We start from the raw sequence: 14,342 nt of genomic DNA, 5'->3' as shown, positions 1-14,342 counted from the left end.
CTGGTTCTGTTTCTGGTGTGTTAAGGTCATGGCCATGTCGACCTCTGCCACTCCAGCTCCACACCCCACTCCGGAATCAGTTGCCGAATTTCGGGAGAACCTCGATGCTGTGCGTGCACGCATCGACGCTGCTGCACAGCGGGCTGGCCGGGATGCCTCGGAAATCCGGCTGCTGCCCGTTTCGAAAACTGTGCCATCGGAAAGGCTGCGTCTCGCTATCGAAGCGGGCATGACCGGACTTGGAGAGAACAAAGTCCAAGAAGTCTCCCGCAAGGCTCAAGAGCTCTCCGATCTGGACCTCCACTGGGCCGTCATCGGACCTCTGCAGACCAACAAGGCTCGCGACGTGGCGCGCTACGCGCACGAGTTCCAGGCCTTGGACAGGATCAAGGTCGCTGAGGCCTTAGAACGCCGCCTGGAGGCCGAGGACCGCACCCTGGACGTCTACGTCCAGGTCAACACGTCGGCCGAAGAAGCAAAGTCGGGGCTGAACCCGGATGAGCTGCCAGAATTTTTGGCAACCTTGCCGCAGTTCTCTCGTTTGCGGGTGCGCGGTCTGATGACGCTTGCTGTGCACTCCGAAGACGTCGAGCAGGTGCGTGGTTGTTTCCAGTTACTGCGTCAGCTGCGCGACGACGCGAGGGAATCCACACCGGAGCTGATCGGTCCCGGTGAGCTCTCGATGGGGATGTCCGGCGACTTCGAATTGGCCATTGCTGAAGGGACCAATGTGGTGCGTGTGGGCCAAGCGATTTTTGGTGCCAGACCTGTCCTTCCGAAGCAAAAATAAGTTCCACGCAGAACCGGAACTGAGCACCGGTGTTCCATCAGGTGTTCGAAGTTCAGACACCTTGTGTTCAGCATTGGCTTTATTCCGGGATTAACAGGTGTGGATAGGCTGTGGATAAACGTACTACGTTGTGGAGTTCGCCCCGGTTCCACTCCCACTGCCACACAAAATCCCCTAGTGCAAGGCGGAAAAACTGGGGCAAAAATTCTCTGAGTCCACACACCAGGTTCTGCAAAATCCCAAGTCAGAGGGCTGTTGTGCACGGAGTGACACGGGTTCTCCACCAGTTATCCCCAAACACTTCACACATGTGGGTACTTAATTCACAAGTTATCCACAGTCTGGGGTCGACACGCGGTTGAGTGATATGTCTAAGCCGAGTAGTGTCACGTGGTATTCCCCCTGAGCGAGTGGATATTGGCCGGCCTGCTGGCACCAGTATTCCGGCGTGCATCCTCCTGCTCTTGGGGTCCAAGCGTGAGGGTGCCGGAGCGAGGGTTTCGGGGAAGGGAATCAAGCAACAGTGACGTCTACGCGGTTTGATTCCGCCCAAAGCTCCGGCGCCCCACGCGATGACCGCACCCCTCCCCAGGACCTCGATGCTGAACGCTCGGTACTGGGTGGGATGATGCTCTCCAAGGATGCGATTGCCGACGTCGTGGAAATCATCCGCGGACGCGACTTCTACTCTCCTGGTCATGAGCTAGTCTACGAAGCCATCATCGACTTGTATGGCCGCGGGGAGCCCGCCGACGCCATCACCGTGACCGCATTGCTGAACCGGCGCCAGGAGCTCCAGCGCGTCGGTGGCGCGGCAACGCTGCACGAACTGGTGCAGTCGGTGCCCACCGCGGCCAACGCCGGTTTCTATGCTGAAATCGTGCGTGAGAAGGCGGTGCTGCGACGCCTGGTGGGCGCGGGTACCAAGATCGCGCAGATGGGCTACGTCCAGGACGGCGAAGTCGAGGAAATCGTCAACGAGGCCCAGGCCGAGGTCTACAAGGTGGCCGAGGGGCGTCAGTCTGAGGACTACGTCGCCCTGGCGGACATTCTCGAGCACACCGTGGATGAGATCGAAGCGGCCGGATCCCACGGGGACGGCATGTCTGGTGTGCCCACCGGCTTCTATGAATTCGACGAGCTGACCCAGGGCCTACATGGCGGTCAGATGATCGTGATCGCTGCCCGCCCCGCAGTGGGTAAATCCACTCTGGCCCTGGACTTCGCCCGCTCAGCGGCCATCAAGAACAACATGGCCACCGTGTTCTTCTCCCTCGAAATGGGCAAGAACGAGATCGCCATGCGTCTGCTGTCGGCCGAGGCCACGATCGCGTTGCAGGATTTGCGCAAGGGCACCATCCGTAATGAGCAGTGGACCCAGATCGCCGCGACCGTCGGTCGGCTCAACGAGTCCCCGTTCTTCGTCGATGACTCCCCGAACATGTCCATGATGGAGATCCGCGCCAAATGCCGTCGACTCAAGCAGAAGCACGACCTGAAGCTGGTGATTCTCGACTACCTGCAGCTGATGAGCTCGGGCAAGCGCGTGGAATCCCGTCAGCAGGAAGTTGCCGAATTTTCGCGTGCACTGAAGCTGCTGGCCAAAGAGCTCGAGGTGCCGGTGATCGCGCTGTCCCAGCTGAACCGTGGTTCTGAGCAGCGCACCGACAAGAAGCCTCAGGTCTCCGACCTGCGTGAATCCGGCTCGATTGAGCAGGACGCCGACATGGTCATCCTGCTCCACCGTGAAGACATCTATGACAAGGAATCACCGCGTGCCGGTGAAGCGGACCTGATCGTGGCCAAGCACCGTAACGGCCCCACCAAGACCATTGTGGTCGGATTCCAGGGCCACTACTCGCGCTTCTCCAACATGGCCACCGATTCAGGCGGTTTCTAAGCCGAGCACGCCTTCTGAGGGGAGCTACGCCACCTCTGGTGGCACGGCGGTGTTGCGTATGTCGTGCAAGGTATCGATGATGACCTCCACGTCAGATTGAGGGAAAACCATATCCGGTCCTATTGGTGCATGGTCGGTATATGGAGGCTCGAACAGGCGCTCTGGGTCCATCACACCGTTGCGCGTCAGCTCGTCAACGATGAGATTGACGAAACGGACCTGATCGACGGTAAACCTGGTCTCATCCAGATAGTCCTTGAATGCTTCAGCGGCAGCGGCCCGGTCGAGTCCGACGAGACCGCGGATGAAGATCCCGAGGCCCCCGCCTTGCTCATTCGCCCAAACGATGTCGATAGGTCCGGCACCGGCTTCGACGAGCATGCCTTCGAGCTCCGAGAGATCGCCCGGAGTGAGTTGCTTATTTCTGCGGAGCCGCTGCAGCGCAAGATGTTCCAAGTGCTGGCGAAGATACGCTTCTGCCTTGGACTGGAAGCGTACGAAGTCAGTGCCTGGGGTGATGCGCGGAAAATCGACTTCTACACCGTCCCCCAAGAGGTCTTCGAAATCTGTGTATACGGGACTCCGCTGGGTCTTCTCGATAAAGCGCACCAAGCCACGAACCCGCTGTCGTGCAAGTTCGAGCATCGGTAGTGTCACGTCGAACCACCACTCATCGCCAGCTATTGATTCCAGCAGAACGCTCTGCTCCGCCACAGACGGGATTGCTAGCTTGCTGAGCAAGGATGTCGCAATATGCTGGACGGTTTCTCGGATCCGTTCGGCGAGTATCGCGTCCCCATCGAGTTGTGCCAGCTGTCGACGAAGAATCAGCAAGTCGAATCGTTTGGCGTCCTCGTCGTCATCGCGGACTGAGGTGGGTAGCCCGGCGATGGGCAGCAGCCGCTCGGCTTTTGCGGGCGTGAGTTGCTTCCACGCATCCTTCTCGGCGAATTCCTCGACTGCCGCACGGTGGGGACGTACGACGAAATTGTCGAGGTTCATCCCCTCGACGATTGAATGTAGCGTAGCTGCGGTCGAGGTGCGTAACTCTGGCTCAGCGTCGCCCAGTGCGGTCACGAGCCCGAGACGGGCCTCAAACAATCGCTGTGAGAGCGATTTTTGGATCTGGCCTTGCGAGCCGGGAAGGTCTTGGCCGAAGTACTCGAGATTGCCGCAGAAATCGAAGACGAGAAAGTCTTGTTTATCTTCTCCTGGTCCAAAGAGGTCGGGGCTCAATCGTGTGCCGCGGCCGATCATCTGCCAGAATTTCGACTTGGATCGCACCATCTTGAAGAACAGGAGGTTCACAACCTCGGGCACATCAATTCCGGTGTCGAGCATATCGACGCTGATCGCAATATGCGGCGCCTTGTCCGGAACCGAGAAGTCGTCGATGAGACTTTGCGCGTACGGGGTGCCGTGCGTGATGACACGGGCGAAATGGCCCGCATACTCCGGATAGGCGAGGTCGAAGCGACGCTGGATGAATTCGGCATGCTTCTGATTTTTCGCGAAGATGATGGTCTTACCCAAACGGTCGCTGCCGGCCACCTTGTAGCCGCGTACCATCAGCGTCTCGAGGACCTTATCGACGGTGTCTTCGTTGAATAGGAATCGATTGATCTCTTCGGCCCCGACCTCGTCGGGCGGGCCGTTATCTCCCCAGTCAAGGGAATCCCATTGTTCCTTCTCTTCCTCACTCAGGTCGGCATACTGAATTCCTGCGCGCAAGAAGCCACCGTCAAAGCTCACGCCACGCGGAGGCACGAGATACCCCTCGTCCACGGCTTCATCGAGCGAGTAATTGTCGGTGGGGACACCATCCTCAAGGTGAAACAGTCGATAGGTATTGTGGTCGACTTCGTCCTTCGGGGTGGCAGTCAGGCCGACCAGCATGGCGTCAAAGTAGTCGAAAATTGCGCCGTACTTGGCGTAGATGGAGCGATGCGCCTCATCAATCACGATGAGGTCGAAGTATCCTGGTCCGAAGCGCCGCAGTTTGTTGTCGACCTCGTTGATGAGATTCATCATGGTCGGATAGGTCGAGACGTAGACGCGCCCGTCGACGGCCTTCTCGGTGACAAGGTTGACGGTAGTCGACCCAGGTAAGTGGGCTTTGAAGGCGTTCGCAGCCTGTTTCACGAGCGCGGTACGGTCGGCAAGAAACAGCACTCGTTTGACCCAGTTGGCTTTCTGCAACAGATCGACCAGAGCGATCGTGGTGCGGGTCTTCCCGGAGCCAGTGGCCATCACCAGGAGTGCTTCGCGCTGATGACGATCGAAGGCATCGCTAACGGCTTTGATCGCCCGCACCTGGTACGGACGCCCTGCGATATCAGTGTTCACAGGCTGGGGCGACAGCGGTTGCTTTGTGCGTCGGCGTTGGATGAGTAATTCCAACTCGTCACGTGTGTAGAAGCCTTGAACCTCGCGCGGCGGGTAGCCCCCCGCGTCGTCCCAGATGCGGTGGACGTAGCCGTTGGTGTAGAAGATCACTGGTCGGCGTCCGAACTCGCGCTCCAGGCAGTCGGCATAGAGCTTCGCCTGTTGCTGCCCGACGTCCGGCGACATTGCCGTGCGCTTCGCTTCGATCACCGCAAGCGGCAGACCATCGGCACCCCACAACACATAGTCGACAAAGCCACGCCCCTCAGCGGTGGGCATACCTTGGACTTCGTATTCGCGATCGCGGTCTTGGTCCAAGGGCCAGCCGGCCTCGCGCAGGAGAACGTCGATGAACTGATCGCGCGCGGCGGCTTCGTCGTAGTCCCGGGTGTCTGGCGCGACGGACGCCTGGGCCTTAGCGATTTTCGCCTGAAGTTCGGCGATTTCGGCCTCGTGTGCCGCGAGCCGCTCATCCCTCTTGGCGAGCACACGGGCGTGCTCCTCATCTTGCTCGCGGAATTTTTCCGTAAGTTGGGAAATCTCCTCGCGTGAGAGCGGGGCTGAACGGGCGGCTAGAGCTGGGTCGAACCGCGCCTGGAGGGGCACCACATCAGGCCGAGGAGAGTAGTGGTAGGACGCCCAGACGATGACGTTGAACAGCTCTCGCAACACTGCAAGTGACGTTTCTTGGCTGATCTGCCGAGTGTCGTGGACGGCCGTGTTTGCCATGCGCCTGATTGCCGTGAGCTTTTGTCCGATGGCTGGTGGCACGTGTGTTTTGAACGAGGCGTCACTGATCTTCGCGGCAAGGTCACTTCGGTACGGCTCCCGTAGCGACAGCACGTCGTAGAGGTAGTCGACTAGGAGCTCGACAGCGCGGCGACTGTAGAAGCACGCCGAGCGCGGATCGGACGCGAGATAGGACTCCGCCCGGGCAGCGTCGGTGAACAGCTGTGGGATCGTCTCTCGCAGGAAGGCGAAGTTGCTCATGTATCCACCCCAGGGATGACGGTGTCGATGAGATACGTGCGCAGCGCGGGCACGTCGCTCACGATCGTGCGCCATACGCGGTGTTGGTTGAGGTCGTCGTATTGGTGGGCGGCAAAGTTGCGCATGTCGATGATTGCTCGCCATGGCTGGGCGGGGAAGCGCTCACGCACGGGAAGAGGGATCTTCGATACAGCTTCGCCGATGCGGATGAGCCCCATCTGGGCGGCCCACTGAGTTTGGACGTTCGCAAGGAATTTCTCCTCGCCTGCGGAGACGATGTCGCTAATCACGTCGCACACTGCAACCACGCGTGTTGCCGCATCCTGCGTTTTCGCCGCCTCCGAGGTCATATGGCGACGGCTTCCTTGAGTATCCGCTCGCGCATCTCCCCACGAAGTGAATCGACGTCCACCACATCGACGTCGATGTGCAGTAGATCAACCAGGTCGAGCCGGAGTCCGATGATGTCGAGCAGGCTGGCATCCGGCGTGAAGTCGACGAGTAGGTCGAGGTCGGAGCCTGCGGTATTGTCACCGCGTGCCACTGATCCGAAGATGCGGGGCGCGGCGGCACGGTGCTCGGAAACGAGGCGGTGGATGTCGGCGCGGTGCTGGTCAATTCGGTGCATTGGTGGCGCGTTGAGAGCGCGGCGCAGTCGTTCTAGCACCTCGGGGCTGGGCTCGCGGCGGCCGTTCTCGTAGGCGGATATATTCGGTTGCGAAACCTTTGCGGCGCGTGCCAGCTGCGACTGGCTCATGCCTGCCGCAAGTCGCTCAGCCCGAATATCCATATCTCTACTGTAGTGCAAGGGTTATCGCGGGCGATATAAGTGGCTACCTGAATGGCTTGGTTTAGAGATCTCCCCGAAATGCCCGGGACTGAAGTGAGGCGAAGAGGTCATCGTCGGCGGTGAGTGCATGAAGGGTGGCCTGTCGTAAACCTATAAGTACTTGCATGCGTTGAGCGTAAATGCGTTGGGTTTTTCGGGGTGGCACAAGGACTTCTATCGAGGCGAATGCTGATTTGTTGACGAGACCTTTCATCCCTCCGGTCGACCTACCACGGACTAGCTCAGGGAATGTTTTTAGCTGACCGAGCAGGAACATGGCGTCGATGGAATCAGAAGGGAGTATCGCATTGATCTGCTGATTAAAAGCGACAGGGCGATCGACAATGGAGGCCTTACCGATACTTAAAGCACTGCCTGCAATACAGGTGACGAGGATGGAGCCAGCCGGGGCGATTCGAGCGCGTCTCATTCCGGTCTCGGAGAGCCCTTCGATTGCACGCGTCGCGATGACATTGCCGAGATTGTCAGACTTAATCCATTCGATCGCATTGCCGAAATTCTCGGCGGAAGCGCGGGATGGTGAGTTGCCAGTCTCCACAGTCGCGAGCGAGCCGATCGACTCCTTCGGGAAATGGCGTTCGTTTGAAAAAGGGTGACCGAACATGTCGTGGAAGATCGACTGGGTGAGCGAGTCGAGGTGGGCGAGAACCTGGCGGCGCTTGGTGCGGATCGCGTCGGCTCGGTCAAGGAGCGCCGCGATCCGTTGCTGCTCGGGGATCGAGGGGAGGGGAATGGGGAGATTTCCGAGCGCGCTTAGTGAAATCGATTTGCGCCGGTGGATAGCGCCTTTGCCTAGCTGAGGGTAATGCGCGAGTGCCCGGGGGCTCTTGAGGAACCGGATCAGGTAGTTAGAGTCCACGCGAGATCCGTCAGCGCTGAACACCGTATACATCGGACTTATGAGTCCACGTTCGGGTGCAATGCCGATGGATCCTTCGTCGAGATGGATGGTGGCATAAGCAAAGTCCCCGGGCTCGACAAGCTTGTATCCGGTGACTTCGCGACTGAATACCTGCTTCTTGAAGTACTCCAAACTCGGTACGAATCCCGAGTGCTTGGTCACTGAGTAAACGGGGAAGTTGGTGTCGGCGCCCGCCTTTCGTCCCGCCGGACGAATTAGATCGCCGAGGACAACTGTTTTCACGAGAGCATCGCCTTCAGCTCGTCGAGGTCGGCAGCGATTTCGGCATCCAACTTCTCGATGTCGGCGATGATGTCGAGCGGGGCGGGATGTTCGACTTCTTCGTAGACGACTTCTTTGTACCTGTTGATAGTGAGGTCATACCCCTGCGCGACGATGTCCGTCTTGGGCACGAAGAACGACTGGTCGGTGCGGGCGCGATCCTTTTCTGCATCTCGCGCTTGCCAGCGAGCCAGCACATCCGGCAGATCGTTTGCTTCAACGGGGCTGCGTTTGTCGTCCAGAGAGAACCCATCGGCACGCACATCGTAGAACCAGACGTTATCCGTGCCGCCATCGTTCGTTTTGGTGAAAAAGAGGATGGCGGTCGAGACACCGGCGTAGGGGCGGAAGACGCCAGAGGGAAGCTTGACGACGGCATCCAGCTTTTGGTCTTCAACGAGCGTCTTGCGCAGCTTCTTGTGAGCTGAGCTCAAGCCGAACAGTACTCCATCGGGAACGATGACCGCAGCGCGACCGCCAGTCTTGAGGAGTTTCAAGAACAAGGCAAGGAACAGCAGCTCGGTCTTCTTCGTTTTGACCGTGTTCTGCAAATCCTTCGCGGTTGACTCGTAGTCCAGAGACCCAGCGAAAGGCGGATTGGCGAGGATGAGCGTGTACTTCTCGGTATCCCCAGCGGCACCCTCAGAAAGTGAGTCACGGTAACGAATATCCGGGGCTTCGATACCGTGCATGAGCATGTTCATGCTGCCGATGCGGAGCATGGTCGAGTCGAAGTCATAGCCGTGGAACATCGAATGGTGGAAATGGCGCCGTTGTGTGGCATCCAGCAGCGCATCATTGTGAGTCTCGCGGACGTACTCGCTCGCCGAGACAAGGAATCCAGCGGTGCCGCAGGCGGGGTCGCAGATCTCATCGACCGCTGTCGGCGCGGTCATCTGGACCATGAGGTCGATGATGTGGCGCGGGGTGCGGAACTGTCCGTTCACGCCAGCCGAGGCGATTTTCGACAGCAGATATTCGTAAAGGTCGCCGTTAGTGTCGCGGTCGGTCATCGGGATGCCGTCGAGCATGTCGACGACCTTCGACAGCAAGGACGGGGTGGGGATGGTGAAGCGAGCATCTTTCATGTGCTGGCTGTATGTGGTGCCATCGCCCATTCCACGCAGGAACGGAAAGACCTCGTCACCGATGATCTTGAACATCACCTCGGGGGAGGTGTTCTTGAAGTGGCTCCACCGAAGATCCGTCTGGCCTGCCAAAAACACTGGATTCTCGATCGGCTTGCCGGTGACCCGTGCCTTATTCTCGGCGAGGGTCTGGATCTCGTCCAGTCGGCGGATGAACAGCAGGTAGGTGATCTGCTCGATGACTTCCAGCGGATTGCTGATGCCTCCCGACCAGAAGGCATCCCACACGCGGTCGATCTTGGATTTCAGTTCCCCGGTGATCACTGTGTAGCTCCATCCGACAAGAGGAGAGTGAATCGTGTCGGGAGAGAGCTCATCGGTGGGTCCTTTGGGGTGCTGCTGAAACGGGTGACGCGCGTGGGGAGCGCATTTTCATCAGGTTATCAGCGGAACTTTCTCAATCTGCTGGCCCATGCGGTGGGTCTTCCACCAGCCGTCGGTGATGTCCCACGCACTGATGGTCACGATGCCGAATCCGAGAATCACGCCGAGGGTGCGCAGCGTGTCTTGGCTGACCCCGTTGCTCAGCGCCAGCTCGATCAGCTCGGCGCTGAACAGGTCGCCACGCCCCAGCAGGGTCATGGCCCAGCTGAGGAACAGGATCGCCAGGGCGGTGTTGGCCACGGCGAGAGCTGTGCTCCAGCGCCGTCGTCGATACAGCACGATGGCGAAAACTGCTTCAAGTACCAGCAATCCCAGTAACCCGACCATCCACCAGGGCCACAACTGCGGCGCGAGAATCGGAACCGATTCCCCGTCTACGTGGATGAATCCGCGCAGTTGATCCCACAGGACGGCACCGAGGGCCAGTCCCAGGAAGACCAGGGTGGCGATCAGGTCGGAGCGACCGGTGCCGTGGTCTTGCCAATCCGGCAGCTGGTCGACGTCCCAAGTGGTGCCCGTATCGGCACCGGTACGTTCGAAGATCACGAACACCAGGGTGACCCAGAAGCTCACATGCACCACCGACGCCAGGGCGACGCCGAGGGCCTGGCCGACCACCTCGCCGGGGGAGGAGTTGGCCAGTACCTGGGCGAAGGCGACCCCGCCGAAGGCACAGATCGGGACGATGATGAGCAACAGTTTCAGCAGTCGGCGCCACGCGATGAAATAGCGGGGGCCAATGAGGTGCAGAGGCTGGTTGGAGTACCCGGCGGCGAGGACGGCCGGGTCACCCAGGGCAGTGAGGACGGCGCGCTCGGCTTCTTCCGGGGTTTCTCCGGCCTCAATGCGGGCGTCGACGTCGTCGAGAATGGAAGCTTCCAGCTCGGTGCGGACGTCCTCCTGGACTGAGGCGGGCAGTGACTTCACGGTGGCCGCGATGTAGTGGGCTTACCCTGAATTAGTGGACATCTGAGCAAGGTGGCGGCTGTGGCTGTTACCAGGAAGGTGTCACGATGAGAACCATGACGAGTAAACGCCGGAGCTTTACCCCGGAATTCAAAAGAGAAGCCGCTCGATTGGTGATCGATACCGATCGCAGCATCCGAGCTGTCGCCGAAGAGATCGGCGTTGGAGAACAGTCACTTGGCCGGTGGGTGAAGATCGAGCGCGAGTCTCGCCAGCCAACGAAACGACGCACCGTCGAGGAGCTTGAAGCTGAGAACGCGAAGCTAACGAAGGAACTCTACGAGGCCAGAAAGGACAATGAGTTCCTGGGAAAAGCCGCGAGCTTCTTCGCGCAGAAGCGTCAGGACCGGAACGGTTTGAACTGATGCACGTGGAGAAGCACAATCACCAAATCAAGCGCATGGCGCGATTATTAGGAGTCTCCGCCTCGGGCTATTACGCCTGGGTCGGTCGCGAAGGTCGTCCTCCCGGGCCGCGTGCGGCACGTCAACGACAGATCGACGCGAAGGTTCGCGACGTTCATGCCGAGTCTGGTCACGTGTATGGAGCGCCTCGGATCAGTGCTCAACTCGGCCGAGAAGGGATCAACGTCAATCGGAAAACGGTGGCTGCGTCGATGCGTCGTCAGGGGTTGGAAGGGATCAGCCCACGAATGTTCTCCCCGGTGACCACGATCGCTGGAGTACGCCCGCATCGCATTCCAGATCGGGTGAAGCGCACCTGGGATCAAGGCGAACTGGACAAGGTCTGGATCAGTGATGTGACGTATCTACGTACCGGGGAAGGATGGCTGTATCTGTGCCTGGTCACCGATGCCCATAGCCGGCGCGTGCTGGGCTGGTCGATGTCGAGGGTGCAGAACTCCGAGCTGATTGAATCCGCGCTGCGAAGAGCGTGCTTGGTCCGGCAGAATCACAAGCCTGATGGCCTGGTATTTCACGCGGATCGAGGGGCCCAGTACACCAGTGAAGACACGTACAAAGTCTGTTGGGATTTGGGCTTGGCTCAGTCAGTCGGCCGGACCGGGGTTTGCTTCGATAATGCGATGGCAGAGAGCGTGTTCTCCAAATTGAAAACCGAGTTCTATGACCGTCGTGTCTGGGCTACCCGGGCTGAAGCTCGTGCTGGGGTCGTTCATTGGATTGAGCAGGTTTACAACCGTCGGCGACTGCATTCGGCCCTCGGGATGCTCCCGCCGGTGGAATACGAACATTCCCTTAGGGAACAGCAGTCAGCCGGTGAGATAGAAAGACTTCAGGCAACGGCCTGATGAACTAAGAACATGTCCACAACTTGCGGGCAAGCCCAGTAGCGGTCGGTCAGGGTGGCGCTCATGACGATGCTCCAGATGTTTCAGGGGAGCCCTCGGGGGTGAGTGAGGTGAGGGATGTGGTGAGTGCGAGCCAGTCGCTGTGCAGGGTGTCGGCCAGGCGGAGGCCCTGTTCGGAGGTGCGGTAGAACTTGCGGGGTCGGGATTCTTCGGTGTTCCACTCGCTAGTGAGGTGCCCTTGTTTATCGAGGCGGCGCAGCAGGGGGTAGAGCGTGGGATCAGGTGGGACTGCTATATCTGGTGGCGTGGTGATGGAGATCTGGGAGCGGGCGACGAGTGTGCAGCCGCCGCTGAGTTGGCTGGTGGTGCTGGCACTCGGCGTGGGTGCGCTGGTAGTGACGTGGACGCCGCTGGGATACCGGATGGTGCGGCAGGTGGGCACGCTGATCCACGAGGCCGGGCACGCCCTGGTCGCGGTGCTGGTGGGACGCCGACTCAGCGGGATCCGGTTGAATTCCGACACCTCCGGGGTGACGGTGAGTCGGGGGCGACGGAGTGGGCCCGGCATGGTGGCGACCCTGCTGGCGGGCTATCCGGCGCCGGCGCTACTGGGCCTGGGTGGCGCGTGGTTGGTGAGTCTCGGTTACGCCGCCGGCTGGCTGTGGCTGCTGGTGCTGCTGTGTGCGGTCATGCTGGTGCTGATCCGGAACCTGTACGGGCTGTGGGTGGTGCTGGCCACCGGGGTGGCGGTTGCGGCGGTGTCGTGGCTGGCCCCTGGGCCGATGTTGACCGGGATGGCGTACCTGTTGGTGTGGTCGCTGCTGTTGATCGCGCCCCGAGCCGTGGTGGACCTGCAGCGGGCGCGACGTCGTGCCGTGTCGGGGCGGGGTAGCGTGAGCGGCGGCACGGACGCCGACCAGCTGGCCGCCCTCACCCGGATCCCCGCCGTCGCGTGGGTTGCTGTGTATTGGTTGGTCTGTGCTGGGTGCCTCGTAGCTGGTGGGTGGCTGATGCTCGATGCGGCTACCGGGTCATTTCCGTGGTGATGGCCTCGTCGATGGCGTTCACGAAAGCGATGAGCTCGTCGTTGCTGATGATGAATGGCGGGCTGATCTGCAGGGTGTTGCCGCGCAGCGGCCGGGAGATGAACCCGAGCTCGATGATCTCGTCCGCCACCCGTTCTGCGGAGAGGTTTTCATTCAGGGTGACGCCGCCGAGCAGGCCCGCCACACGCACGTCCTGTACCGCGGAGTTTCGCTCGGCCAGGGCGGAGAGCTGTTGGTCCAGCACCGTTTCTAGTTCGCGGACGCGCGGGATCAGCTGCTCGCGCTCCAGCAGGTCCAGGTGCGCCAGGGCGACGGCAGCGGAGGTGGCGTGACCGCCGTAGGTGGAGCCATGCCGGAAGACCGGGGTGTCCGGTGAGTCCCGGTAGAAGGGCTCCCACAGCCGGGGGCTGATCAGAATGCCGCCCAGGGGCGCGTAGCCGGAAGTGACCCCCTTGGCGAAGGTCACGATGTCGGGGTCGACCTGGTAGCGCTCGGCCGCGAACATGGTGCCGGTGCGGCCGAACCCGGTGATCACCTCGTCCAGGATGATCAGGATGTCGTTCTCACGGGCCAGCCGTTGCAGTTTGTCGAGGTAACCCGGCGCGGGAGGATTCACCCCGCCGGTGCCCTGGACGGGCTCGGTGACGATGGCGGCGATGGTGTCGGCGCCGATCTCGTGGATGATGCGCTCCAGGGCGTCGGCGTCGTGCACGGGAACCCGCGCGGTTTCCGGGACGAGCGACTCGGTGCCGTAGCCTTCACGGTTGAACTCCAGGCCCGCGATCGAGGTGCCATAGGCGTGCAGGCCGTGATAGGCGAATTCGCGGCTGAGAATGAGCTGCTTGCTGGGTCGACCCTCGCGCTGCCAATGCCGGCGCGCCAGCTTGCAGGCGACGTCGATGGCGTCGGACCCTCCGGAATTCAGGATCACCTTGGAGCGCTCGATGGGCGAGATGCTGGCCAGGCGCTCACCCAGGGCCTGGGCCTGATCGTTCGTGAAGCGGGCGAAGGTGTGATAAGTCTCCAGCCGTTGCATCTGGGAGTATGCAGCCTGGGCCAACTCCGGATGGGAATGCCCCACATTGGCGTGCCAGAGCCCGGCGGTTCCGTCGAAAAGACGGCGCCCGTCGGTGGTGTGAATGTAGGAACCCTCACCGCGCTCGATGACGAGCTGACGTCCCAGCACGCTGGGGGTATGCGCCTGGGCCGGCCAGAGGGCGGGTCCGTCGACGAGGGGGGCGGTGGCGGTGGTCGGGGGGTGCAGGTCGGTGTTGCTCATCTGCTGGACCTCTCTTCGACGTGGATGACGACGCTTCTTCAGAAACGCACGGATCTGAGTGCCATTGTTTCCAGGCTAGGAGCTAGCACCGGTTAAAGAAAGTGGCGGGGAACACGCGGGTGAACATCGGGCGGTGCATCTTTTCGTCGAG

At 60.6% G+C, this 14,342-nt stretch carries 11 protein-coding genes and 1 pseudogene; 4 read left to right on the top strand and 8 right to left on the bottom strand.

The annotated features are described in order from the left end of the window. The first annotated feature begins 34 nt into the window (after nt 1-34). Both P8192_RS14285 and dnaB read left to right on the top strand, forming a co-directional pair. The gene (locus P8192_RS14285; RefSeq protein WP_278157661.1) at nt 35-790 is read left to right on the top strand and encodes a YggS family pyridoxal phosphate-dependent enzyme; all 756 of its coding nucleotides are present in this window, start codon (nt 35-37) and stop codon (nt 788-790) included. Between the two features lie 523 nt (nt 791-1,313). Further along, entirely contained in the window at nt 1,314-2,690 is a 1,377-nt protein-coding gene (gene dnaB / locus P8192_RS14280) for a replicative DNA helicase (RefSeq protein ID WP_270106845.1), read from the top strand. A gap of 24 nt (nt 2,691-2,714) precedes the next feature. Here dnaB and P8192_RS14275 read toward each other — a convergent pair whose 3' ends face one another. The 6 genes from P8192_RS14275 to P8192_RS14250 form a co-directional block, all read right to left on the bottom strand. Next, the gene (locus P8192_RS14275) at nt 2,715-6,065 is read right to left on the bottom strand and encodes a DEAD/DEAH box helicase family protein (protein ID WP_278157660.1); all 3,351 of its coding nucleotides are present in this window, start codon (nt 6,063-6,065) and stop codon (nt 2,715-2,717) included. Beyond that, nucleotides 6,062-6,415: a HepT-like ribonuclease domain-containing protein gene (locus tag P8192_RS14270; RefSeq protein WP_270106846.1), complete on the bottom strand. Its 354-nt coding sequence runs from the start codon at nt 6,413-6,415 to the stop codon at nt 6,062-6,064. The genes P8192_RS14275 and P8192_RS14270 overlap by 4 nt, the downstream gene beginning before the upstream one ends. Beyond that, entirely contained in the window at nt 6,412-6,855 is a 444-nt protein-coding gene (locus tag P8192_RS14265) for a helix-turn-helix domain-containing protein (RefSeq protein ID WP_278157659.1), read from the bottom strand. Before P8192_RS14265 ends, P8192_RS14270 begins: the two co-directional genes overlap by 4 nt. Before the next feature lie 61 nt (nt 6,856-6,916). Continuing rightward, the gene (locus P8192_RS14260; RefSeq protein ID WP_270106848.1) at nt 6,917-8,059 is read right to left on the bottom strand and encodes a restriction endonuclease subunit S; all 1,143 of its coding nucleotides are present in this window, start codon (nt 8,057-8,059) and stop codon (nt 6,917-6,919) included. Further along, the gene (locus tag P8192_RS14255; RefSeq protein ID WP_278157658.1) at nt 8,056-9,510 is read right to left on the bottom strand and encodes a type I restriction-modification system subunit M; all 1,455 of its coding nucleotides are present in this window, start codon (nt 9,508-9,510) and stop codon (nt 8,056-8,058) included. The genes P8192_RS14260 and P8192_RS14255 overlap by 4 nt, the downstream gene beginning before the upstream one ends. A gap of 111 nt (nt 9,511-9,621) precedes the next feature. Then, the gene (locus tag P8192_RS14250) at nt 9,622-10,557 is read right to left on the bottom strand and encodes a permease prefix domain 1-containing protein (protein WP_278157657.1); all 936 of its coding nucleotides are present in this window, start codon (nt 10,555-10,557) and stop codon (nt 9,622-9,624) included. An 86-nt stretch (nt 10,558-10,643) separates the two neighbouring features. Here P8192_RS14250 and P8192_RS14245 point away from each other — a divergent pair. Continuing rightward, nucleotides 10,644-11,866, top strand: a protein-coding gene (locus P8192_RS14245) for an IS3 family transposase (protein ID WP_278156091.1) whose coding sequence is annotated in 2 segments (ribosomal slippage) — nt 10,644-10,917 and nt 10,917-11,866 — 1,224 coding nt in all. Because the reading frame shifts where the segments join, the coding sequence is not laid out codon by codon here. Nucleotides 11,867-11,927: 61 nt separating this feature from the next. On the opposite strand, the pseudogene P8192_RS14240 reads toward P8192_RS14245, so the two are convergent. Next, nucleotides 11,928-12,140: pseudogene (locus P8192_RS14240) on the bottom strand (PadR family transcriptional regulator); the annotation flags it as partial. Nucleotides 12,141-12,177: 37 nt separating this feature from the next. On the opposite strand from P8192_RS14240, the gene P8192_RS14235 reads away from it, so the two are divergent. Continuing rightward, a complete protein-coding gene (locus P8192_RS14235; RefSeq protein WP_347403415.1) occupies nt 12,178-12,912 on the top strand; it encodes a M50 family metallopeptidase in 735 nt (244 codons plus the stop codon). Here the strand turns inward: P8192_RS14235 and P8192_RS14230 are convergent. Beyond that, a complete protein-coding gene (locus P8192_RS14230; RefSeq protein ID WP_278157655.1) occupies nt 12,890-14,191 on the bottom strand; it encodes an aspartate aminotransferase family protein in 1,302 nt (433 codons plus the stop codon). The genes P8192_RS14235 and P8192_RS14230 overlap by 23 nt on opposite strands. Nucleotides 14,192-14,342: the final 151 nt, after the last annotated feature.

It is taken from the genome of Citricoccus muralis, assembly GCF_029637705.1.
Taxonomy (GTDB): Bacteria; Actinomycetota; Actinomycetes; order Actinomycetales; family Micrococcaceae; genus CmP2.
This window is presented reverse-complemented; position numbering and strand designations above follow the sequence as displayed.